Here is a 21,928-nt window from a genome sequence, read left to right as displayed (position 1 = left end):
TATGTAAAAGTGACATTTGCCGAGCCTGACATGGGCCAATAGCGGACGCAATCTGGCGAGAAAAGAGTTGTGACCTGGCTTTTCGTTTTCGGCGTTATAGCCATCAGGATCCCGTAAGGCTATGCTTCATTCAGCACGATAATAATTACAGAGGCAATGTCATGGATAAAGAACTACTGGATGCGGGTTACCGGGCCTATACCGGCGAGAAAATTGACGTTTACTTCAATACCGGGATCTGCAAACACTCAGGTAACTGCGTGCGTGGGAGCGCAAAGCTGTTTAATCTGAAACGTAAGCCGTGGATCATTCCCGATGAAGTGGACGTTGAAACGGTTGTACGCGTGATTGATACCTGCCCGAGCGGTGCGCTGAAGTATCGCCAAAAATAAGCGAGGAACCATGGATATTCTGGAAGGCCATAATAAGTTTTACGTGAATGATGCGAACGGCAATCAGGTCGCGGAGATTGTCTTCGTACCGACCGGCGAGCATCTGAGCATTATCGAGCACACCGACGTGGATGAGAGCCTGAAAGGGCAGGGCGTCGGTAAACAGCTGGTGGCGAAAGTGGTGGAGAAGATGCGCGGTGAGAATCGCAAAATTATTCCGCTGTGCCCGTTCGCGAAGCATGAGTTTGATAAAACGCGGGAATATGACGATATTCGGGCGTAAATAACACCGGCGATGGCCGGTGTTTTTTTTATCTTACCTGCTCAAACAGCAATACCATCGCGATCAGCACCATTATCCCTCCTGACGCCATGCTCACCAGACGCGCCGCCTGTGGCCGGGTCGCCAGTACCGCTTTCGAACCATACCCCACCAGCAGATAGACCAGCGTACAGGTGATAAGGTGCATCACGCCAAGCGCGGACATCTGCATCGCTATCGACCAGCTTCCGGTCGGGTCGGTAAACTGCGGAAGCAGCGCCAAAAACAGCAAAAAAACTTTCGGGTTAAGGCCGCTAATGCAGAGCCCTTTCACCGCCCACTGTCTCCAGTTTCCCGCATGGTGGGTAGCCTTTTCCGGTGCGGCAGGGTGACGTAACAGTCCGATGCCAAGCCACAGGAGATACGCGGCCCCCGCGACGGTCAGCCCGGTTAACGCCAGCGGATGCTGAGCAATCACTACGCCCACGCCAGCCACCACAACCAGCGTGGCTAATAGATGCCCGGACATTAACCCCATCACCGCCGGTACCACGCGTCGCCCGTTAATCCCGGCGCTAATGGCGTAGGCCCAGTCGGCGCCCGGCGTCATGATAAGCAGAAAAGAAACCACCCAAAAGCCGGCCACAATACTCATTTCCATCGTCCTGAAGACTCCCGCAGTGCGTCAAAGGTTGAGAAAAAGAATATCGCTAACCCTGCGAAATAGGCTTTCAATGTTATGCTCATAACACCGTGAAATTGAGAAAATCTTCCACATGGATAGCATCGATCGAAAAATTCTTGCTGAGCTACAGTCTGATGGCCGCTTATCCCTTACCGAGCTGGCGGAAAGAGTGAATCTGAGCCTCTCGCCGTGCCATCGTCGCGTGAGGGCGCTGGAGCAAAGCGGGGCGATAACGGGATACCGGGCCAGCCTCGACCCCGCCAAAATGGGATTCAACTTCCTGGCGATAGTGTTTGCGACGCTGAAGGAGGGTGACCGTAAGGCGGTTAGCGCGTTTGAAGCGGCGGTGGAGGAAATTCCGCAGATCGTGCTGGCACAGCGCCTGTTTGGCGATCCCGATTATCTGATGCACGTCGTGACCCGCGACCTTTCCGCTTTCCAGAAGCTCTACGACGAGAAGCTCTCCGCCATGCCCGGCGTGCAGCATCTTCGATCTACGCTTGTCATGAAAACGGTGGTGCAGGACAGGCCTTTTCCGCTGTAAGCAGCAGGCCAGGACTGAAAGGCCTGCCCGGCAGAGCGCCGGGCAGGAAAGGAAATTAGCCGACAAACATCACCGACACGCACAGCACGCCGACGATCAGCGTCAGCAGGTTGCCAATCGAGCGGTACTGTTTCAGGGAGGGGAGCAGATACGTCGACAGCGTCGGCATGATAAACAGGATCATGGCGATAAGCGGGCCGCTGATGGCGTAAATCATCGAAATGGCGTTCGGGTTAATGCAGCAGACGGCAAAGGTGATTAACGACACCCCCATAATGGAAATCGCGCGGTTAAAGGCGCGGCTCTTTTTCACGCCTACCTGATTAAGCGACGACTTCACGATCTCCGTCGCCCCTTCAATCACCCCAAAATAGGTGCCGAGGAACGATTTCGACATCGCAATAATCGCCACGATAATCCCGGAAATGCCCAGCCACGCCGGAGAAGAAGGCATCATCGACAGCGCGGACAGGATCGTTACCCCTTGCTCTTTGGCGGCCACAATGTACGACGGCGGAATTGAGAGCAGGCAGCTGAAGACAAAAAACAGCACGCTCAGGCAGATGATCAGGTACGCCACCTTCATGATTTTCTTACATTTATCCATGGCGCCGTCGGCAAACTTCTCGCGACGGTCAACGGCAAACGTTGAGATAATCGGGGTATGGCTGAAAGCAAATACCATCACCGGAATCGAAATCCATACCTGATGCAGGGTATGGCGATCGACGGCCATCTGGCTGGTCAGCAGCGAGGGTTGCCAGCTTCCGGTCAGATAGAGCGAGACAAAAAGGAAATAGGCAATCAGCGGAAACACCAGGAAGCCCATCACTTTTATCGTGATATGGCGACCCATCAGGAAGATCAGATTCAGAACCAGCACCACCCCCAGGCTGACCAGCACGCGAACGGCAGTATCCACCGTCAGGTGTTTCGCCAGCTGCTCCGTGAGCGAGTTGGTGATGGCCACCGCATAAATCTGCACCACCACAAAGAAGGCGATGAAATAAAGCGTGGTGATCAGATTGCCAATCTTCCTGCCGTAATAGTGCGAGACGGCGCCGGTGATCCCTTCGTTGCCTTTTGTTTTCGACGACAGGATAAATTGCGCCAGCGCCCGGTGCGGCCAGTAGGTTAAGGGGTAGGCCACGAGGGCGGTAATAAACAGGACGATAGCGCCTGCGGAGCCCAGCTGAATGGGCAAGAACAGCGTTCCTGCGCCCACGGCCGTGCCATAGAGAGCGAAACTCCAGAGAGTCTCATCTTTTGACCAAATTTTCGACATTAGAGCAACGTATCAACTATCAAACCATCGGAATGGCGTGCAATTTACCATAGTTATGCCTGAAGAGCGCAGTTGCTTCGACGGAGTTTGGCCGGAACGGGCGTCCGGCCAGAGGCGGTTTAGCCTGCCAGGGCGCGCCGTTGCTGGCGACGCTTAAGAAATTTCTCGCGCAGGCTATCGTACGCCCAGTTATAGAACATGGTGTACGGCAGGAAGAACAGGAAGAAACCTATTTCCAGCGTGAATGCCTGAAGCAGGGTAACGCCCAGCACGGCGGCGACAATCGACACGCCAATCACAATAAACCCGCATTCGAACCCCAGCGCATGCAGCGCACGCACTTTTGCGGTACGTTTGACGCGCTGAACGGGCCAGAAACGGTCGAAGCCGAAGTTATAAAGAATGTTCCACAGCATGGCGGTGGTGGCCAGAATAATGGTCAACCCCCCCATCTCCACCACGGAACGCTGCATTAGCCACGCCGCCGTAGGGGCGAGGATCGCCGTAGCAATCCCTTCGAAACAGACAGCATGAAAGATCCGCTCCGGCAGTTTACGTTGGAGTGCATCCTGATGTTGCATAGTCATAGACCTCATTAATTCGCCGGTATGGGCGTTGATGCAGCCTATTTTTATCGTTAAAGCTGATATATTAAAGATAGTATCCATCGCTAAAGTAGATAGGTTATGCGCTATTCACCCGAAGCCCTCAATGCGTTTGTCGAGACCGTTGCGGCGGGCTCTTTTTCCGCTGCCGCACGCCGGCTGCGTAAAAGCCAGTCGACGATCAGCACGTCCATTGCCAATCTTGAAGCCGATCTCGGTTTCGAGCTGTTTGACCGCTCGGCGCGCCAGCCGGTGTTAACGGTCCAGGGAGAACAGGTGCTGGGCTACGTGCAGGCCATCCTGGCCGCCAGCACGCGGCTGGACGAGCTGGCGGTGTCGCTAACGGCGCAAACGGAGGCGCGTCTGACGTTTGTTCTTTCCGATACCCTCAACCCGGACGTGCTGGAAGATATGATGAAACAGTTTGACGCGCGTTTTCCCCATACGGAATTCGAATGTCTGATTGGCGAGGAAGAGGACGTGATCGATCTGCTGCAAAAGGAGCGAGCGCAGATTGGCCTGACGGAAGCGCGCGAAGGTTACCCTACGGATATTGGCGCCACCCGGTTGCCGATGCAGACCCGCATGGCGATCTATGTCGCGACCACGCATCCGCTGGCCGGACAACATGACGTTCAGCATGACGAGCTGCACGGCTGGCGGGAGCTGCGGCTCAGCACCTATCTTGAGCGCGAGGCTGAGATCGCGCGCGGGCCCGTCTGGTCAGCGCCGAATTACCTGTTACTCTTGAGTATGGCGGTACAGGGATTTGGCTGGTGCGTGCTGCCGTGCGCGCTGGTGGATGAATTTGCCGCCGCGAAATCCCTGGTACAGCTCAATGTTCCCGGCTGGCCGCGGGCGATCGGCATCGATCTGCTGTGGAATAAACGATCCCCTCCCGGCGTTGCCGGAAGCTGGCTGCGGCAGTATCTGCAGGATGCGCGCTGATCCTTGTGATTAAACTCACTATTTTTAAACAATTAAGATAATTGCCAGTAACAATCCTCTACTATCGTCATGTCATTTAACACAGAGGTCGTGATGAAAGATGTCGTAATAGTGGGTGCGTTGCGTACAGCTATCGGCTGTTTTCAGGGAGCGCTCGCGCGTCACTCGGCGGTTGAACTGGGCAGCGTGGTGGTAAAAGCGCTGGTGGAACGCAGCGGGATCGCAGCACATGAAGTTGATGAGGTGATCCTGGGACAGGTCCTCACGGCCGGTGCCGGGCAAAACCCTGCGCGTCAGGCGGCGCTGAAGGGCGGGCTGCCCAATACCGTTTCGGCCATCACCATCAACGACGTCTGTGGTTCTGGATTAAAAGCGCTGCATCTCGCGACGCAAGCCATTCAGTGTGGTGAAGCGGACGTGATCATCGCGGGCGGGCAGGAGAATATGAGCCGCGCGCCGCACGTGTTGACCGACAGCCGGACCGGCGCACAGCTGGGCAACAGTCAGCTGCTCGACAGCCTGGTGCATGACGGGCTGTGGGATGCGTTCAATGACTATCATATGGGCGTGACGGCGGAAAACCTGGCGCGCGAGTACGGCATCAGCCGTGAGGTGCAGGATGCCTATGCGCTAAGCTCGCAGCAAAAAGCGCGTGCGGCAATTGATTCCGGTCGTTTTCGCGACGAGATTGTCCCGGTCAGCACGCAGCGTCAGAGCGGCGAGCGTATCCTCGTGGATACCGATGAACAGCCGCGCACCGACGCCAGCGCTGAAGGCCTGGCGAGGCTGAACCCCGCGTTTGAAATGCAGGGCTCGGTGACGGCGGGAAATGCCTCTTCCATTAACGACGGTGCTGCCGCCGTCATGATGATGAGCGAAAGCAAAGCCCTTGAACTCGATCTTCCGGTCCTGGCCCGCATTAAAGCATTCGCCAGCGTGGGGGTTGATCCTGCGTTAATGGGGATCGCACCGGTCTACGCTACCCGCCGCTGTCTGGAGCGCGCGGGGTGGCAGCTTTCGGATGTGGATCTGATCGAAGTGAACGAAGCCTATGCCGCGCAGGCGATCTCCGTCGGAAAAATGCTGGAGTGGGATCCTCTGCGGGTCAACGTTAACGGCGGCGCGATCGCGCTGGGGCATCCTATCGGTGCGTCCGGCTGTCGGATCCTGGTTTCGCTGGTCCACGAAATGAAAAAACGTAATGCCCGCAAAGGGATTGCCACACTCTGTATAGGCGGCGGGCAAGGGGTGGCGCTGGCCATCGAACGCTAACCTCTTCTCAAACAACATGACCTCCTCCGGGAGGTTTTTTTTCGCGTCCTTTTTCTCCCGGCGGTTGAATTGTGATCCGAACATCATTTCCGCTATAAACAAAAATAAAAATGAAACGATGTTTTAAATATAATTGAAAAGCCCACTTTATGCCGATAGTATGTGCTCATTATGAAAAACGGAACGCTGTTTCGTTTATTTCCGCCTTCGGGCATGACCACATCTGGAGGTTACCGTGGACGTCAGAGAAAGCATCCACAGTGCGCACGCCAAAACGCTCGATACTCAGGGGCTGCGCAATGCATTTTTAGTCGAGCAGGTATTCGAGGCCGACAGGTACACCATGGTTTACAGCCATATCGACCGCATTATTGTGGGAGGGATTATGCCCGTCACGAAAAGCGTCTCCGTGGGCGGTGAGGTCGGTAAACAGCTGGGCGTGAGCTATTTCCTTGAGCGTCGCGAGCTGGGAGTGATTAACATCGGCGGGCCGGGCACCATCACCGTAGACGGACAGTGCTATGAGATTGGCCACCGCGAGGCGCTGTACGTGGGCAAAGGGGCGAAAGACGTGGTCTTTGCCAGCATCGACGGCAGCAGGTCAGCGAAGTTTTACTACAACTGCGCGCCGGCTCACTCCACCTACCCAACCAAAAAAGTGACCCCGGCGGACGTCGCACCCGTGACGCTGGGGGACAACCTCACCAGCAACCGCCGCACCATCAATAAATACTTCGTGCCGGACGTGCTGGAGACCTGCCAGCTCAGTATGGGATTGACCGAGCTGGCACCGGGCAACCTGTGGAACACCATGCCGTGCCATACCCACGAGCGCCGCATGGAAGTCTACTTCTACTTCAATATGGATGAGGATGCCTGCGTGTTCCACATGATGGGACAGCCGCAGGAAACGCGCCATATCGTGATGCACAACGAGCAGGCGGTGATTTCACCGAGCTGGTCCATTCACTCCGGCGTAGGGACGAAAGCCTACACCTTTATCTGGGGAATGGTGGGTGAAAACCAGGTCTTCGATGATATGGACCATATTGCGGTCAGCGATCTGCGCTAGTCGCGGGCGGTGAAGCATAAACCTGCCTGTGAGTGACAGGCTCTGAAAGAGTAAGGAATAAACATGATTCTGGATGCATTCTCTCTGCAGGGAAAAGTGGCCGTGGTTTCCGGGTGCGACACCGGGCTGGGTCAGGGGATGGCGTTAGGCCTGGCGGAAGCGGGCTGCGATATCGTCGGAATTAATATCGTTCAACCGACTGAAACCATCGAACGCGTGACGGCCCTGGGCCGCCGTTTCCTGAGCCTGACCGCTGACCTGCGTAAAATCGATGCCATTCCTGAACTGCTGGACCGCGCGGTGGCTGAATTCGGTCATATCGACATTCTGGTGAACAACGCCGGGCTGATCCGCCGCGAAGACGCCATCAGCTTCAGCGAGCGCGACTGGGACGACGTGATGGATTTGAACATCAAGAGCGTATTTTTCATGTCCCAGGCGGCGGCGAAGCATTTTATTGCGCAGGGGAAAGGCGGCAAAATCATCAATATTGCCTCTATGCTCTCGTTCCAGGGCGGCATCCGCGTGCCGTCGTACACCGCGTCCAAAAGCGCCGTAATGGGCGTGACCCGCCTGCTTGCAAACGAATGGGCGAAACATAACATCAACGTGAATGCGATTGCGCCGGGCTACATGGCGACGAACAACACGCAGCAGCTGCGTGCGGACGAGCAGCGTAGCGCGGAAATCCTCGACCGCATTCCGGCGGGACGCTGGGGTCTGCCGAGCGATCTGATGGGGCCGATTGTCTTCCTGGCCTCCTCCGCATCGGATTACATCAACGGCTACACCGTGGCTGTAGACGGTGGCTGGCTGGCGCGTTAATTCCACCCGTATTAAGAACCTCTGCCCGTGGGCGGAGGTTTTTTTTGCGCAATAATTGGCTTAGTCCATATCGATAAAGATGAAAAATCCATACTAAAAAATCACAAATGACGGCAATCACACTTTTATTGCTTAAATATTAACTAATTAGTAAAAATACGTGATTATTCGCCACGAGTTGAAATTGTAATGTCCATCACAGAACCGTATGCCGTAGCGGAATAATCCATAACTTCGCGATTTCCGGCCTGACACTTTTCCTCGCTTTCTCGTAATTTCAGTTAACGAATTTTGCTGTTGAGGCAGGAAAAATATGACATCGATAAATGACTCTACCCTAATGCCCGCTGCACTGCGCGATACTCGCCGCATGAACCAGTTTGTCTCCATTGCAGCCGCCGTGGCGGGCCTGTTATTTGGACTGGATATCGGCGTCATTGCCGGCGCGTTACCGTTTATTACCGATCACTTTACACTTAGCAGTCGCCTGCAGGAGTGGGTGGTGAGCAGCATGATGCTCGGCGCGGCCATTGGCGCGCTGCTCAACGGCTGGCTGTCGTTCCGCCTGGGGCGTAAATACAGCCTGATGGTCGGGGCAGTTCTGTTCGTTGCCGGCTCCATTGGCTCGGCGTTTGCCGCTAACGTTGAAATCCTCCTGCTCTCGCGCGTGCTGCTGGGCGTGGCGGTGGGGATTGCGTCCTACACGGCGCCGCTTTATCTCTCCGAAATGGCGAGTGAAAACGTGCGCGGCAAGATGATCAGCATGTATCAGCTGATGGTCACGCTGGGTATTGTGCTGGCGTTCCTGTCTGATACCTACTTCAGCTACAGCGGCAACTGGCGCGCGATGCTGGGTGTGCTGGCCTTACCTGCACTGGTGCTGATCGTCCTGGTGATTTTCCTGCCAAACAGCCCGCGCTGGCTGGCGCAAAAAGGGCGTCACGTCGAAGCGGAAGAGGTCCTGCGCATGCTGCGCGATACCTCGGAAAAAGCGCGCGAAGAGCTGAACGAGATCCGCGAAAGCCTGAAGCTAAAGCAGGGCGGCTGGGCGCTGTTTAAGATCAACCGCAACGTGCGCCGCGCGGTCTTCCTCGGCATGTTGCTGCAGGCGATGCAGCAGTTCACCGGGATGAACATCATCATGTACTACGCGCCGCGCATTTTCAAAATGGCCGGGTTTACCACTACGGAACAGCAGATGATCGCGACTCTGGTGGTCGGGCTGACCTTCATGTTCGCCACCTTTATTGCGGTATTCACCGTGGACAAAGCCGGGCGTAAACCGGCGCTGAAAATCGGTTTTAGCGTAATGGCGATCGGCACGCTGATTCTCGGCTACTGCCTGATGCAGTTTGATAACGGCACGGCCTCAAGCGGGCTTTCCTGGCTTTCTGTCGGTATGACCATGATGTGTATCGCAGGTTACGCGATGAGCGCCGCGCCCGTGGTGTGGATCCTGTGCTCCGAAATTCAGCCTCTCAAATGCCGTGACTTTGGCATCACCTGTTCCACGACCACCAACTGGGTGTCGAACATGATCATCGGCGCGACGTTCCTGACGCTGCTGGACGCGATTGGCGCAGCGGGAACCTTCTGGCTCTATACGGTGCTGAACGTCGCGTTTATTGGCGTCACGTTCTGGCTGATCCCGGAAACCAAAGGGGTGACGCTGGAACATATCGAGCGCAAGCTGATGGCAGGGGAGAAACTGCGGAATATCGGCGTGCGATCGTAATGACTGTTTAAGCGTTCAACACAAGTCAGAGTTGGTAAAATGGTTAGTAATTACAATAATAACGTAATGAAATTCACTACCAACTCTGGCAGGGAAGGATGAATAGAGGGATTTGAACTTAGGATAATTCTTAGGATAATGTATCATCGGAACACCGCTGTTATTTGCGCAACATGAAACGCATCCTAAAAAGAAGAATGTCTATGTCTGAGATGGATATCAAAAAAAGCACCGATCTTGATTTTCCCCGTTATACCTCCCCGGTAATACACGCTAAAGAAATTGATCTTTTCGGTTTACTAGCGGTCCTTTTGGCGGCCAAAAAACGCATTGTCACCATTACCCTTGCTTTTGCACTGGCGGGGCTGGCCATTTCATTTTTACTGCCGCAGAAGTGGACCAGTAAAGCAGTGATCACTCAGGCAGAATCGTCGCAGTGGAACCCGCTGCGCCAGATGATGGTAGCGTTGCAGGTACTTGACGTGGACGCGAAAATTTCCCGTCCGGAAGTCTTTGACATGTTTATTAAAAAGTTTCAGTCGCAGTCATTGCTCGAAGAGTACCTGAAATCCTCTCCTTACGTGATGTCACAACTTAAAGATGCCGAGGTGGATCCGCTTGAGCTGCATCGGGCGATAGTTAACATTTCAGACAGAATGAAAGCGGTGAATGACGCTCAGGGAAAAGACGCGGATAAAGCGCCTTTTGTTTCCTGGACATTGAGCTTCACTGCCCCGACAGCTGACGATGCGCAAGCCGTCCTGAATGGATACATCGATTATATCGCGGCTATTGTTGAAAAAGAGACGGTGCAGAATATCCGCAACCAGATCGCCCTGAAAAAGAACGTCGTTGAGCAGCAGCTGGAACTGGATCGTGTCCGTCTGACCAATATTCATAATACCAACCTGCAGCGACTGAATTATTCGCTGGAAGTGGCAAATGCCGCAGGCATTAAGAAACCGGTTTACAGCAACGGGCAGGCCGTAAAAGATGACCCGGATTACTCCGTTGCGCTCGGCGCTGACGGTATCGCGCAAAAGCTGCAGATTGAAAAAAATCTGAAGGACGTGACCGAGCTGAATGCGGATTTCCAGAACCGGGAATACCACCTCGCACAGCTGAAAAAGCTCTCCTTTGCCGATGTTAAACTTGAGCCATTCAGATACCAGCTTTCTCCCTCCATGCCGGTGAAAAAGGATGGCCCGGGCAAGGCTCTGATTGTCGTTCTGGCGGCGCTTCTGGGGGGCCTGTTTGCCTGCGGTAGCGTTTTACTGCGCGAGGCGATGCTCGCCCGTACTTCGCCGCCGGAGCCGGTAGCGGAATAAGCTCTGCAGTTTAAAAAGGCGCTGAATACAGCGCCTTTTTTTATGTGCATCGATTGTGTTAAAAATGAAACACAGATAAGGAGGGATGATGAAAACGATCGGCCTGTTAGGTGGAATGAGCTGGGAATCGACAATCCCTTATTACCGCCTGATTAATGAAGGGGTAAAACAGCGTCTGGGCGGTCTGCACTCCGCAAGCCTGCTGCTGCACAGCGTTGATTTCCATGAAATCGAAGCCTGCCAGTCGAGCGGGGAGTGGGATAAAGCCGGGGAGATCCTGGCCCAGGCGGCGCTGGGGCTGGAGCGCGCCGGCGCCGAGGGTATCGTGCTTTGTACCAATACCATGCACAAAGTGGCGTCGCATATTGAGAACCGCTGCGCGCTGCCGTTTCTGCATATCGCGGACGCAACCGGGCGTGCGATTGCGGCATCCGGAATGCGCCGCGTAGCGCTTTTGGGGACACGCTACACCATGGAACAGGATTTTTATCGCGGGCGCTTGCACAGTGAATTTGGGATCGAGAGCCTGATCCCGGATGAAGACGATCGGGCGCGCATCAATCAGATTATCTTTGACGAGCTCTGCCTCGGTACCTTCAGCGAATCTTCCCGCGCGTATTACGTCAGCGTCATCGATAAACTCGCGCAGCAGGGGGCTGAAGGGGTGATCTTCGGCTGCACCGAGATTGGCCTGCTGGTGCCAGCCGAGCGAAGCCCCGTCCCGGTATTCGATACCACCGCCATCCATGCCGCGGATGCCGTGGCGTTTATGCTGTCATAACGGGTTTTGCAGGTCAGGTAAGCGAAGCGCCACCTGACGCGCGTGCTCCTTTAAGTGTTCGGTGAACGCGTCCACCAGCGCGGAAGCCGGACGGTGCAGCGGGCGGATCAGGCTCACGGTGAACGGGACGGAGACGCTAAAGCGGCGGATGACGATCCCGCTTCCGGCATAGTCCAGCGCCGTGAGCGGATTCACCACCGCGACGCCGACCCCTGCACGCACCATCGCGCAAATCGAAGCCGCGCTGTGCGTTTCCACCACCATTCGCCGTTTGACCTGATGCTCGGCAAATAGCGTATCCAGCAGCTGTCTGTAGCTGTCTGTCTGCGACAGGCTAATGTAGTTTTCCCCGTGGAAATCCTCCGGTGTGAGCACCGCCTTACCGGCAAGCCGATGCCCTGCGGGCAGAACGCACACTTCATCTAACGAGATCAGCTCCGTGCGTGCCGTTCCCGCCGGCGTGGAGAGGGTTTCGGTTAAGCCTAAATCATGACGCTGGGCCGAAAGCCACTCTTCAAGCAGGGGGGATTCCTGAGGCACGATGGTGAGGCTGACCTCCGGGTATCGGGCCAGAAAGGGCTGCAGCAGCATCGGCAAAAAGGATTGCGAAAAGACGGGCAGGCAGACGATCGACAGTTCGCCCTGGCGAAACTCGCGCAGGCTTTCCGCAGCACTCACTATTCTGTCCAGTCCGTACCAGGAGCGCTGGACTTCCTCGAACAGGCGCAACCCCTGCACCGTCGGGTGAAGCCTGCCCCGGGTACGCTCGAACAGCCTCAGCCCCAGCACTTTCTCGAAGCGGGCCAGCTCGCGGCTCACCGTCGGCTGCGAGGTATGCAGCATCTGTGCGGCTTCGGTGAGATTGCCAGTGGTCATCACGGCGTGAAAAATCTCGATGTGGCGTAAATTGACGGCGGGCATAGGGCACCTGAAAGCAGATAACTATCCATATCATTTTTGCATAGACTCGCGATAAAACGATATTTTTTATTCTCTTCGCGCTGTGGCGTAATCTTCAAAACGCATTTACCCGGAGAAGACCATGCCACGCCCGCTGAACCAGACTGATACCGATTTGAACGCCGACAACCTGCTGCGCCTGCCCGCCGAGTTTGGCTGCCCGGTGTGGGTCTACGACGCGCAGATCGTTCGCGAGAAGATCGCCGCCCTGCATCAGTTTGACGTGGTGCGTTTTGCCCAGAAGGCGTGCTCCAATATTCATATTCTGCGCCTGATGCGTGAGCAGGGCGTGAAGGTCGACTCCGTTTCGCTTGGCGAAATCGAGCGCGCGCTGGTGGCCGGATTCGATCCGAAAGCCGACGGCGACGCGATCGTCTTCACCGCCGATGTGATCGACGATGCGACGCTTGCGCGCGTCCACGAACTGCAGATCCCGGTGAACGCCGGTTCTGTGGATATGCTGGAGCAGCTGGGTCAGGTTTCTCCCGGCCATCGCGTCTGGCTGCGCGTGAATCCGGGCTTTGGTCATGGTCACAGCCAAAAAACCAATACCGGCGGCGAAAACAGCAAGCACGGGATCTGGTATGCCGATATGCCTGCGGCGCTGGAGGTATTACAGCGCTACGGTCTGAAGCTGGTGGGGATTCATATGCACATTGGCTCTGGCGTCGATTACGGCCACCTGGAGCAGGTGTGCGGCGCGATGGTGCGCCAGGTTATCGACTTCGGTCAGGATCTGGAGGCGATCTCTGCCGGTGGCGGTCTCTCCATTCCTTATCGCGAAGGCGAAGAGGCGATCGATACCGATCACTACTACGGTCTGTGGAGCGCCGCGCGTGACCAAATCGCCGCGCATCTTGGTCACGCGGTGAAGCTGGAAATTGAGCCGGGTCGTTTCCTGGTCGCGGAAGCCGGCGTGCTGGTTTCGCAGGTGCGCAGCGTCAAAGAGATGGGGTCTCGCCACTTCGTATTGATTGATGCAGGCTTTAACGATCTGATGCGTCCGTCCATGTACGGCAGCTATCACCACATTACCGCCCTGGCCGCCGACGGCCGTGATTTAACGCAGGCGCCGCGCGTTGAGACGGTCGTTGCGGGCCCGCTGTGCGAATCGGGTGACGTGTTTACCCAGCAGGAAGGCGGCAAAGTGGAGACCCGCGCGCTGCCAGAGGTCAAACCGGGTGATTATCTTGTGCTGCATGATACCGGTGCCTACGGGGCGTCGATGTCATCTAACTACAACAGCCGCCCGCTGCTGCCGGAAGTGCTGTTTGATAACGGCAAGGCACGGCTGATCCGTCGTCGTCAGACCATTCAGGAACTGCTGGCTTTAGAACTCATCTGATGAAAGTACGGCCCCGTTGTAACCGAATCGCGTAACACCAGCGTGCCGGTAAACGGCGGGATGGCATCGACCGGTTGGTTTTTTGCCAGCCGGATCGCCTGATCGATGGCCGTGACAATCATATTGTCGATGGGCAGATAAACCGATGAGAGCGCAGGCTCCAGCCATTTCGCGCTTGGGGCATCGTCAAAGCCGAACAGTGAAATATCCTGCGGAATTTTAAGCCCTGCCTGGTGTAACGCTTTGGACGCCCCCAGGGCCATATCGTCGTTACAGGCAAACAGGGCGCTAAACGGCACACCATCAGCAATCAACTCCTTGCACAGCTCGTATCCCCGCGTCATTCCCGCATCGCCGTACTTTACCCGACGCTCGTCCAGGCGAATGCCGTGCTTTTCCAGCGCCTTACGGTAGCCCATCAGCCGCGCTTTCCCGGTTGGGGTGTGGATCGGAACGGTGATACAGGCGATCTCCCGATGGCCCTGGGCGATCAGGTAATCCACGGCCTTAAACGCGGCATCCTGCTGTTCGAAAAATACGCAGCGATCCGGCGCCTGGCTCACTTCTCGGTTAATGACCACCAGCGGCGTTTTCACGGTGTTCATCAGTTTGACGATCGCTTTTTCGCTCATGTAGCGCGTGTAAAGCACGATGGCATCGCACTGGCGATCGGCCAGCATCTGCACCGCCTGTTCTTCCTGTTCCGGCGCGTCGTGACCGTCGGTGACGATCAGCTGTTTCCCGTGAGTTTCCGTCTGCCGCGACGCCTGCTGGAGAAGACGACCAAAGTAAAAGCCGTCGAAGGTCGAGACGACCAGGCCAATGCTGTTGCTGGTCTGGTTAGCCAGCGAACGCGCGAGAAAGTTCGGGCGATAGCCCAGCTCTTCCATCGCAGCAAAGACCTGCTGACGCGTACTCTCTTTAACCTGACCTGTGCCGTTCAGCACGCGCGAGACGGTAGCCTTCGACACGCCCGCACGCAGTGAGACATCCAGCATTGTTGCCATTCTACATTCCTGCTTCCACGTAATGATTTGCAGTTTAACACAGACCTCACGGCGTATAAGCGATGCGGGAAGCGCAAAACTTCTGCCACGATCACGCTTTTTGGTCACGATTCGTCTGGCCTGCGTGAAGTAAAACTAAATAGTCTGACTCTGGTAAAATAATCGCCTAACCGAGCTGGGGCGACAGGCCAGCAAATACATGAGAAAACGCAGGTGAAACGTGAAAAAGAGTGTCATCCTCCCGCTTTACCAGGCACCGCACTATGCGGAGCAGGTCACCGACTGGCTCTGGCAGGCCTTTGGCGAAGGGCTTTCTCGGGAATTTTTCCACAGCATTATTGAGCACAGCCAGACGCAGGGAGCATTACCGCTGACCTTTATCGCCGTAGAAGACGAACAGCTTGTTGGTACGGTAGGGCTCTGGCGCTGCGATTTGATTACCCGTCAGGATCTCTTTCCGTGGCTGGCGGCGCTCTACGTTGACGACGCGGCGCGAGGCAAGGGGCTGGCAGGAAAGCTACAGCAGCACGTTATTACCTGGGCCGCGCAGGCGGGATATGAAGAACTGCACCTCTGGTCTGCCTGCCGCGACTTCTACGAACGTTACGGCTGGCAGTATATCGGTGATGGGCTGGAATACCCCAACACCCGGGTTCACCTCTATCGTTATTCGCTCTGCGCTTCCGCAGGCGATGCAACGGAGTGACGGCGAACCAGCGTCGGGCTAAACAGATGCGTAATATCCGGCGGCTGGCGCTGTTCAGCCAGCGCTAGCGCCAGCTCGGCGGCCTGCGTTGCCATGGTGATAATCGGGTAGCGCACGGTGGTCAGACGCGGGCGCACGTAGCGAGAGACCAGCACGTCATCGAAGCCAATCAGCGAAATTTCTGCCGGTACCTCAATCCCGTTGTCATTCAGCACCCCCATTGCCCCTGCGGCCATCGAGTCGTTATAGCTGGCAACCGCCGTGAAATTTCGTCCGCGACCGAGCAGCTCGGTCATGGCCTGTTCACCGCCGCTCTCATCCGGTTCACCGTAGGCCACCAGACGGTCATTACACGGCAGGCCGTTTTCGCGCAGGGCGTCGTAGTAGCCCTGCAGGCGGTCTTCCGCATCAGAAATCGGATGATTGGAACAGAGATAGCCAATCCGGGTATGGCCCTGTTGAATCAGATGACGGGTCGCAAGCCAGGCGCCGTAGCGGTCGTCGAGGGCCACACAGCGTTTTTCAAACCCGGGAATAATGCGGTTGATGATCACCATCCCGGGCATCTGCTTCATCAGGTGAATCAGCTCGGCATCCGGGATCATTTTGGCGTGAACCACCAGCGCGGCGCAGCGGTGGCGGATCAGCTGCTCGATGGCCTGGCGTTCTTTTTGCTCATTATGATAGCCATTGCCGATCAGCAAAAAATTGCCTGTCTGATAAGAGACTTGTTCAACCGCTTTCACCATGGCGCCGAAAAAGGGGTCAGAAACATCACCCACCACCAGCCCAATGGTTTCGGTGGACTGCTGGGCGAGCGCGCGGGCATTGGCATTGGGATGATAATTAAGGGATTCCATGGCGGTTTGTACCGCCTGGCGCGATGCGTCACTGGCTTTTGGGGAGTCGTTAATCACTCGAGAGACGGTTGCCACAGACACACCTGCCAGACGGGCCACATCCTTTATTGTCGCCATTCATTACCTTCTTATTGGGGGTAAGCGTTTACACACCAAATAGTGTTGCGGAAAAGCGCCGCGCATTCAAGGGGAGCGGATTTTCGCTCTCCACAAACGTGACGCAGGACAACACTGGTAGTGTAATCGTTACACGCGCAGTCATGTCTGAAGAATGTCAATCTGAACCTTTGGTTACACTTTGCGTCAGGCTGTTGCGATTGTCCGATGGCAAGGATGTTAGAGAGGTTGATACAGTCGAAATCCCAGAGGTATTGATAGGTGGAGTCAACTCCGGTTGATTAACACGCTTACACCAGCCTGCGTTTTTACGCAGGTTTTTTTTTGCCTGAAAGTTCAACCTGTAACAGCAATAGAAAATATTCACACCTGGTTGCACTTCGGCTCATTCCCTTGCGTTTTCCTGCTGGCGAAGCGCAGGTCGAACGACCACAATCAAGATCCCAGAGGTATTGATTGGTGAGAATTCTTAGTACGGTTTCGTACTCATCTCTTGCACCAACCTGCGCGGATGCGCAGGTTTTTTTTCGCCTCCACTTTTGCTGTCGCTCCCGTATCACTTCTCGTGTAATCTGCCACCATTTACTATCAACCCTCCACACTGGCTGGCAAAGGGAGTTGAGATGCTATTTGGGTTCTTCCGTTCACTCTTCCGTATTCTTTTTCGCATCCGCGTCACTGGCGATGCCCAGGCGCTTCGCGGCGAACGCGTTCTTATCACGCCAAATCATGTTTCCTTTATAGACGGCATTCTGCTGGCGCTATTTTTACCCGTGCGCCCGGTGTTTGCGGTCTATACCTCTATCAGCCAGCAGTGGTACATGCGCTGGCTCGCGCCGCTGATTGATTTTGTACCGCTCGACCCGACAAAGCCGATGATGATTAAGCATCTGGTGCGTCTGGTTGAGCAGGGGCGTCCGGTGGTTATTTTTCCGGAAGGGCGTATTTCAGTGACCGGTTCGCTGATGAAAATCTACGACGGCGCGGGGTTCGTTGCCGCGAAATCAAAAGCGACCGTGGTGCCGCTGCGCATTGAAGGCGCAGAGTTGACCCATTTCAGCCGCCTGAAAGGGCTGGTGAAGCAGCGTCTGTTCCCAAAAATCACGCTGCATATTCTGCCGCCCACGTCGTTACCGATGCCGGACGCGCCGCGTGCCCGCGATCGCCGTAAAATCGCCGGGGAAATGCTGCATCAGATTATGATGGAAGCGCGCATGGCCGTGCGTCCGCGCGAAACGCTGTACGAATCTCTGCTTTCCGCGCAGCACCGCTATGGCGCGAAGAAAAACTGCATCGAAGACATCAACTTTACCCCGGATACCTATCGCAAGCTGCTGACTAAGACCCTGTTTGTGGGCCGCATTCTGGAGAAGTACAGCAAAAAGGGCGAAAAGATTGGCCTGATGCTGCCTAACGCAGGCATCAGCGCGGCGGTGATTTTTGGTGCGGTTTCCCGGGGGCGCATCCCGGCAATGATGAACTACACGGCGGGCGTGAAAGGGCTGACCAGCGCCATTACCGCTGCGCAGATTAATACCGTCTTTACCTCTCGTCAGTTCCTGGACAAAGGCAAGCTCTGGCATCTTCCCGAGCAGCTCACCCAGGTGCGCTGGGTCTTCCTGGAGGATCTGAAAGCGGACGTGACCACCGGCGACAAGCTGTGGATTTTTGCTCACCTGCTGATGCCGCGTCTGGCGCAGGTCAAACAGCAGCCGGAAGATGACGCGATCATTCTCTTCACGTCGGGATCGGAGGGCAACCCGAAAGGCGTCGTCCACAGCCACAAGAGCATTCTGGCGAACGTTGAGCAGATCAAAAGCATTGCCGACTTTACCGCGAATGACCGTTTTATGTCGGCGCTGCCGCTGTTCCACTCCTTTGGCCTGACGGTGGGGCTGTTTACGCCGCTGCTGACCGGCGCAGAAGTGTTCCTCTACCCAAGCCCGCTGCATTATCGGATTGTGCCGGAGCTGGTGTATGACCGTAACTGCACCGTGCTGTTCGGCACCTCAACGTTCCTCGGCAACTACGCGCGCTTCGCCAATCCGTATGATTTCTATCGCGTGCGGTATGTGGTGGCCGGTGCGGAAAAACTGCAGGAGAGCACGCGTCAGATCTGGCAGGACAAGTTTGGCCTGCGCATTCTCGAAGGCTATGGCGTTACCGAGTGTGCTCCCGTGGTCTCGATTAACGTACCGATGGCGGCGAAGCCGGGTACGGTGGGTCGAATTCTGCCGGGGATGGATGCGCGTCTGCTGGCCGTGCCGGGCATTGAGGACGGTGGCCGTCTGCAGCTGAAAGGGCCAAACGTGATGAACGGTTATCTGCGCGTGGAAAACCCAGGCGTGCTTGAGGTGCCGACAGCTGAAAACGTCAACGGCGAGGTTGAAACCGGCTGGTACGACACCGGTGATATTGTCCGTTTTGATGAACAAGGCTTTGTACAGATTCAGGGACGCGCGAAGCGCTTCGCCAAAATCGCCGGTGAAATGGTCTCTCTGGAAATGGTTGAGCAGCTGGCGACGGCCGTCTCCGCGGATAAGATGCATGCGACGGTGGTGAAGAGTGATGCCAGCAAAGGCGAGGCGCTGGTGCTGTTTACGACCGACGCTGAGCTTAAGCGCGACAGGTTACTGAGCTATGCGCGTGAACACGGTATTCCTGAACTGGCGGTGCCGCGCGATATTCGCTTCCTGAAGCAGCTCCCGGTGCTGGGTAGCGGGAAGCCCGATTTCGTGACCCTGAAAGGCATGGTTGAAGAGGCGGAACAGCAAAATGCGTGAGTCAGTACACACTAACACATCGCTCAGATCGAAAGGCATGATGGCCGTTATCGCTGCGCAGTTTCTCTCTGCGTTTGGTGATAACGCGCTGCTGTTTGCCACGCTGGCGCTGCTGAAGGCCGAGTTTTACCCCGACTGGAGCCAGCCGATCCTGCAGATGGTGTTTGTGGGCGCTTACATTATCTTTGCTCCGTTCGTCGGGCAGGTGGCGGACAGCTTCCCCAAAGGCCGGGTGATGATGTTTGCCAACGGTCTCAAGCTGCTGGGTGCCGCCAGCATTTGCTTTGGCTTCAATCCGTTTATTGGCTACACGCTGGTGGGCATTGGCGCTGCCGCTTACTCCCCGGCGAAGTATGGCATTCTCGGAGAACTGACCACGGGCGATAAGCTGGTGAAAGCCAACGGCCTGATGGAGTCGTCAACCATCGCCGCAATCCTGCTCGGATCCGTCGCGGGCGGCGTACTGGCCGACTGGCATGTCCTGGCAGCACTGGGCATCTGCGCGGTGGTGTATGGCGGGGCAGTTGTGGCGAACCTGTTTATTCCTAAGCTACCTGTGGCTCGCCCGGGGCAATCCTGGCGCTTTAAACCGATGACCGGCAGTTTCTTTACCGCCTGTCGCGTGCTGTGGCGTAACGGAGAAACGCGTTTCTCCCTGATGGGAACCAGTATGTTTTGGGGGGCGGGCGTCACGCTGCGCTTCCTGCTGGTGCTGTGGGTGCCGGTGGCGCTGGGAATTACCGACAACGCGACGCCGACCTATCTTAACGCGATGGTGGCCATCGGCATTGTGGTGGGAGCTGGCGCGGCGGCGAAGCTGGTGACGCTCGAGACGGTAGCACGCTGCATGCCCGCAGGGATCCTGATTGGCGTTGTGGTGCTGATTTTCTCGCTGCAACATGCATTATTGCCTGCGTATGTCCTCCTCATTCTGATTGGTATTCTGGGCGGTTTCTTCGTGGTACCGCTGAACGCGTTGCTGCAGGAACGTGGCAAGCAGACCGTCGGGGCGGGGAACGCCATCGCGGTACAAAACCTGGGTGAAAACCTGGCGATGCTGCTAATGCTGGGGCTCTACTCGCTGGCGGTAAAAGTCGGTGTGCCGGTGGTGGGGATTGGCGTCGGGTTTGGCGGGCTGTTTGCGCTGGCGATTGCGGGATTGTGGATCTGGCAACGTCGGCGCTGATAAGTGCGGCCTGATGCCCTCACTCCGGCCCTCTCCTACAGGGAGAGGGAGCAAACCCTAAAAACGGCAACGTGCGTTGCCGTTTTGCTTTTATTACGGCGCAGGATACGTATAAACCTGATGCACCGCTTCAATCTCCGCTAACACCTCTTCACTCAGGTTCAGGTGGAAACTCTCAATATTGGTTTTCAGCTGTTCCATCGTGGTCGCGCCCAGCAGGGTGCTGGCAACAAACGGCTGACGACGCACGAAGGCCAGCGCCATCTGGGCAGGGTCAAGACCGTGACGCTTTGCGATATCCACATAGGCGGCAACGGCTTTCTGCGTCTGCTCGCCGCTGTAGCGGGTAAAGCGGCTAAAGAGGGTATTTCGCGCCCCGGCCGGTTTCGCGCCGTTCAGGTATTTCCCCGTCAGCGTGCCAAAGCCGAGACAGGAATAGGCGAGCAGTTCTACTTCTTCATATTGCGTCACTTCGGCCAGACCCACCTCATAGCTACGGTTAAGCAGGCTGTACGGGTTCTGGATGGTGACGATACGCGGCAGATCGTGTTTATCCGCCAGGTGCAGATAGCGCATTACGCCAAAGGCCGTTTCGTTAGAGACGCCAATGTAGCGGATTTTTCCCGCGCGCTGGCACTCGGTCAGCGCTTCCAGCGTTTCAAGCAGCGTTACGGCGGGGGCACTCTCATTCCAGCTGTAGCCGAGCTTACCAAAGCAGTTGGTTGGGCGCTGCGGCCAGTGCACCTGATACAGGTCGAGGTAGTCGGTTTGCAGGCGCTTCAGGCTGGCGTCCAGTGCGGCGCGGATATTCTTGCGATCGAGGATCTGATTCGGGCGGATCCCGGTATCGTTGTTGCGCGCGGGACCACTGACTTTTGAGGCAATCACCAGCTTTTCACGGTTGCCGTGTTTTGCCAGCCAGTTACCGACGTAGGTTTCGGTAAGTCCCTGCGTTTCCGGACGTGGAGGAACAGGGTACATCTCCGCGACATCAATCAGGTTAATCCCCTGGCTGACGGCGTAATCGAGTTGTGCATGGGCATCGGCTTCGCTGTTTTGTTCACCAAATGTCATCGTGCCCAACCCCAGTTGGCTTATTTCAAGAGCGCTGTGGGGGATACGGTGATAATGCATAGCCGGCTTCCTCAGTAGACTTATAGACCGCGTCAGGGCGTGCCCGACAAAGGAATATAAACATGGCAGAGGGGAAGCAAAAGGGGAAGAAAAAAA

General features: G+C 56.1%; 21 protein-coding genes. 14 read left to right on the top strand and 7 right to left on the bottom strand.

Features of this window, described 5'->3' with window-relative positions; genetic code table 11:
• The first annotated feature begins 161 nt into the window (after window positions 1–161).
• Window positions 162–392, top strand: coding sequence for a 4Fe-4S mono-cluster protein YjdI (yjdI, locus tag ACMGGX_RS05720; RefSeq protein ID WP_008499689.1), 231 nt, complete (start codon window positions 162–164; stop codon window positions 390–392).
• 10 nt (window positions 393–402) lie between these two features.
• The gene (locus ACMGGX_RS05715) at window positions 403–675 is read left to right on the top strand and encodes a GNAT family N-acetyltransferase (RefSeq protein WP_008499687.1); all 273 of its coding nucleotides are present in this window, start codon (window positions 403–405) and stop codon (window positions 673–675) included.
• A gap of 28 nt (window positions 676–703) precedes the next feature.
• Here the strand turns inward: ACMGGX_RS05715 and ACMGGX_RS05710 are convergent, their stop codons facing one another.
• Complete coding sequence (locus ACMGGX_RS05710; protein ID WP_420298154.1) at window positions 704–1,315, bottom strand: LysE family translocator; 612 nt, start codon at window positions 1,313–1,315, stop codon at window positions 704–706.
• Window positions 1,316–1,430: 115 nt separating this feature from the next.
• Here ACMGGX_RS05710 and ACMGGX_RS05705 point away from each other — a divergent pair, with 115 nt between their 5' ends.
• A complete protein-coding gene (locus ACMGGX_RS05705; RefSeq protein ID WP_029742214.1) occupies window positions 1,431–1,883 on the top strand; it encodes an Lrp/AsnC family transcriptional regulator in 453 nt (150 codons plus the stop codon).
• A 55-nt stretch (window positions 1,884–1,938) separates the two neighbouring features.
• Here ACMGGX_RS05705 and ACMGGX_RS05700 read toward each other — a convergent pair whose 3' ends face one another.
• Together ACMGGX_RS05700 and ACMGGX_RS05695 are read right to left on the bottom strand one after the other, a co-directional pair.
• Entirely contained in the window at window positions 1,939–3,168 is a 1,230-nt protein-coding gene (locus ACMGGX_RS05700) for an amino acid permease (protein WP_420298153.1), read from the bottom strand.
• A 119-nt stretch (window positions 3,169–3,287) separates the two neighbouring features.
• On the bottom strand, window positions 3,288–3,749 hold the full coding sequence (locus ACMGGX_RS05695; protein WP_039263312.1) for a multidrug/biocide efflux PACE transporter: 462 nt from the start codon (window positions 3,747–3,749) through the stop codon (window positions 3,288–3,290).
• Between the two features lie 105 nt (window positions 3,750–3,854).
• Here ACMGGX_RS05695 and ACMGGX_RS05690 point away from each other — a divergent pair, with 105 nt between their 5' ends.
• From ACMGGX_RS05690 to ACMGGX_RS05660, 7 genes are all read left to right on the top strand, one after another.
• Window positions 3,855–4,721, top strand: coding sequence for a LysR family transcriptional regulator (locus ACMGGX_RS05690; protein ID WP_126796311.1), 867 nt, complete (start codon window positions 3,855–3,857; stop codon window positions 4,719–4,721).
• Window positions 4,722–4,814: 93 nt separating this feature from the next.
• Complete coding sequence (locus ACMGGX_RS05685; RefSeq protein WP_063439907.1) at window positions 4,815–5,993, top strand: acetyl-CoA C-acetyltransferase; 1,179 nt, start codon at window positions 4,815–4,817, stop codon at window positions 5,991–5,993.
• 235 nt (window positions 5,994–6,228) lie between these two features.
• Window positions 6,229–7,065 carry a 5-dehydro-4-deoxy-D-glucuronate isomerase gene (kduI, locus tag ACMGGX_RS05680; protein ID WP_420298152.1) on the top strand — a complete coding sequence of 279 codons (837 nt, stop codon included), beginning with the start codon at window positions 6,229–6,231 and terminating at the stop codon, window positions 7,063–7,065.
• Window positions 7,066–7,128: 63 nt separating this feature from the next.
• Window positions 7,129–7,890 (top strand): 2-dehydro-3-deoxy-D-gluconate 5-dehydrogenase KduD, encoded by a 762-nt coding sequence (gene kduD, locus ACMGGX_RS05675; protein ID WP_420298151.1) that lies wholly within the window; start codon window positions 7,129–7,131, stop codon window positions 7,888–7,890.
• 313 nt (window positions 7,891–8,203) lie between these two features.
• Window positions 8,204–9,625: a sugar porter family MFS transporter gene (locus ACMGGX_RS05670; protein WP_420298150.1), complete on the top strand. Its 1,422-nt coding sequence runs from the start codon at window positions 8,204–8,206 to the stop codon at window positions 9,623–9,625.
• Window positions 9,626–9,828: 203 nt separating this feature from the next.
• Entirely contained in the window at window positions 9,829–10,953 is a 1,125-nt protein-coding gene (wzz(fepE), locus tag ACMGGX_RS05665) for an LPS O-antigen length regulator Wzz(fepE) (protein ID WP_202771623.1), read from the top strand.
• Window positions 10,954–11,041: 88 nt separating this feature from the next.
• Window positions 11,042–11,734: an aspartate/glutamate racemase gene (locus ACMGGX_RS05660; protein WP_420298746.1), complete on the top strand. Its 693-nt coding sequence runs from the start codon at window positions 11,042–11,044 to the stop codon at window positions 11,732–11,734.
• Here the strand turns inward: ACMGGX_RS05660 and ACMGGX_RS05655 are convergent.
• Window positions 11,729–12,655 carry a LysR family transcriptional regulator gene (locus ACMGGX_RS05655; RefSeq protein WP_126796316.1) on the bottom strand — a complete coding sequence of 309 codons (927 nt, stop codon included), beginning with the start codon at window positions 12,653–12,655 and terminating at the stop codon, window positions 11,729–11,731. The genes ACMGGX_RS05660 and ACMGGX_RS05655 overlap by 6 nt on opposite strands.
• 121 nt (window positions 12,656–12,776) lie before the next feature.
• Between ACMGGX_RS05655 and lysA the strand changes: the two genes are divergently transcribed.
• Complete coding sequence (gene lysA, locus ACMGGX_RS05650; RefSeq protein WP_047646286.1) at window positions 12,777–14,039, top strand: diaminopimelate decarboxylase; 1,263 nt, start codon at window positions 12,777–12,779, stop codon at window positions 14,037–14,039.
• Here the strand turns inward: lysA and ACMGGX_RS05645 are convergent.
• Window positions 14,009–15,046, bottom strand: a complete 1,038-nt coding sequence (locus ACMGGX_RS05645; RefSeq protein WP_348561816.1) for a LacI family DNA-binding transcriptional regulator — start codon at window positions 15,044–15,046, stop codon at window positions 14,009–14,011. The genes lysA and ACMGGX_RS05645 overlap by 31 nt on opposite strands.
• A gap of 220 nt (window positions 15,047–15,266) precedes the next feature.
• Between ACMGGX_RS05645 and ACMGGX_RS05640 the strand changes: the two genes are divergently transcribed.
• Window positions 15,267–15,752: a GNAT family N-acetyltransferase gene (locus ACMGGX_RS05640; RefSeq protein ID WP_348561817.1), complete on the top strand. Its 486-nt coding sequence runs from the start codon at window positions 15,267–15,269 to the stop codon at window positions 15,750–15,752.
• Here ACMGGX_RS05640 and galR read toward each other — a convergent pair.
• Window positions 15,713–16,729, bottom strand: a complete 1,017-nt coding sequence (galR, locus tag ACMGGX_RS05635) for an HTH-type transcriptional regulator GalR (protein WP_023309052.1) — start codon at window positions 16,727–16,729, stop codon at window positions 15,713–15,715. The two genes, ACMGGX_RS05640 and galR, sit on opposite strands and share 40 nt — an antisense overlap.
• A gap of 623 nt (window positions 16,730–17,352) precedes the next feature.
• Between galR and aas the strand changes: the two genes are divergently transcribed.
• A complete protein-coding gene (gene aas, locus ACMGGX_RS05630; RefSeq protein WP_348561818.1) occupies window positions 17,353–19,512 on the top strand; it encodes a bifunctional acyl-ACP--phospholipid O-acyltransferase/long-chain-fatty-acid--ACP ligase in 2,160 nt (719 codons plus the stop codon).
• Window positions 19,505–20,698, top strand: coding sequence for a lysophospholipid transporter LplT (gene lplT, locus ACMGGX_RS05625; protein ID WP_047060028.1), 1,194 nt, complete (start codon window positions 19,505–19,507; stop codon window positions 20,696–20,698). The genes aas and lplT overlap by 8 nt, the downstream gene beginning before the upstream one ends.
• Before the next feature lie 93 nt (window positions 20,699–20,791).
• Here lplT and ACMGGX_RS05620 read toward each other — a convergent pair whose 3' ends face one another.
• The gene (locus ACMGGX_RS05620; RefSeq protein ID WP_038417288.1) at window positions 20,792–21,832 is read right to left on the bottom strand and encodes an NADP(H)-dependent aldo-keto reductase; all 1,041 of its coding nucleotides are present in this window, start codon (window positions 21,830–21,832) and stop codon (window positions 20,792–20,794) included.
• Window positions 21,833–21,928 lie beyond the last annotated feature (96 nt).

Origin of the sequence: Enterobacter sp. BNK-29, assembly GCF_048684785.1 — a bacterium.
GTDB classification, from domain to species: domain Bacteria; phylum Pseudomonadota; class Gammaproteobacteria; order Enterobacterales; family Enterobacteriaceae; genus Enterobacter; species Enterobacter cloacae_M.
This window is presented reverse-complemented; position numbering and strand designations above follow the sequence as displayed.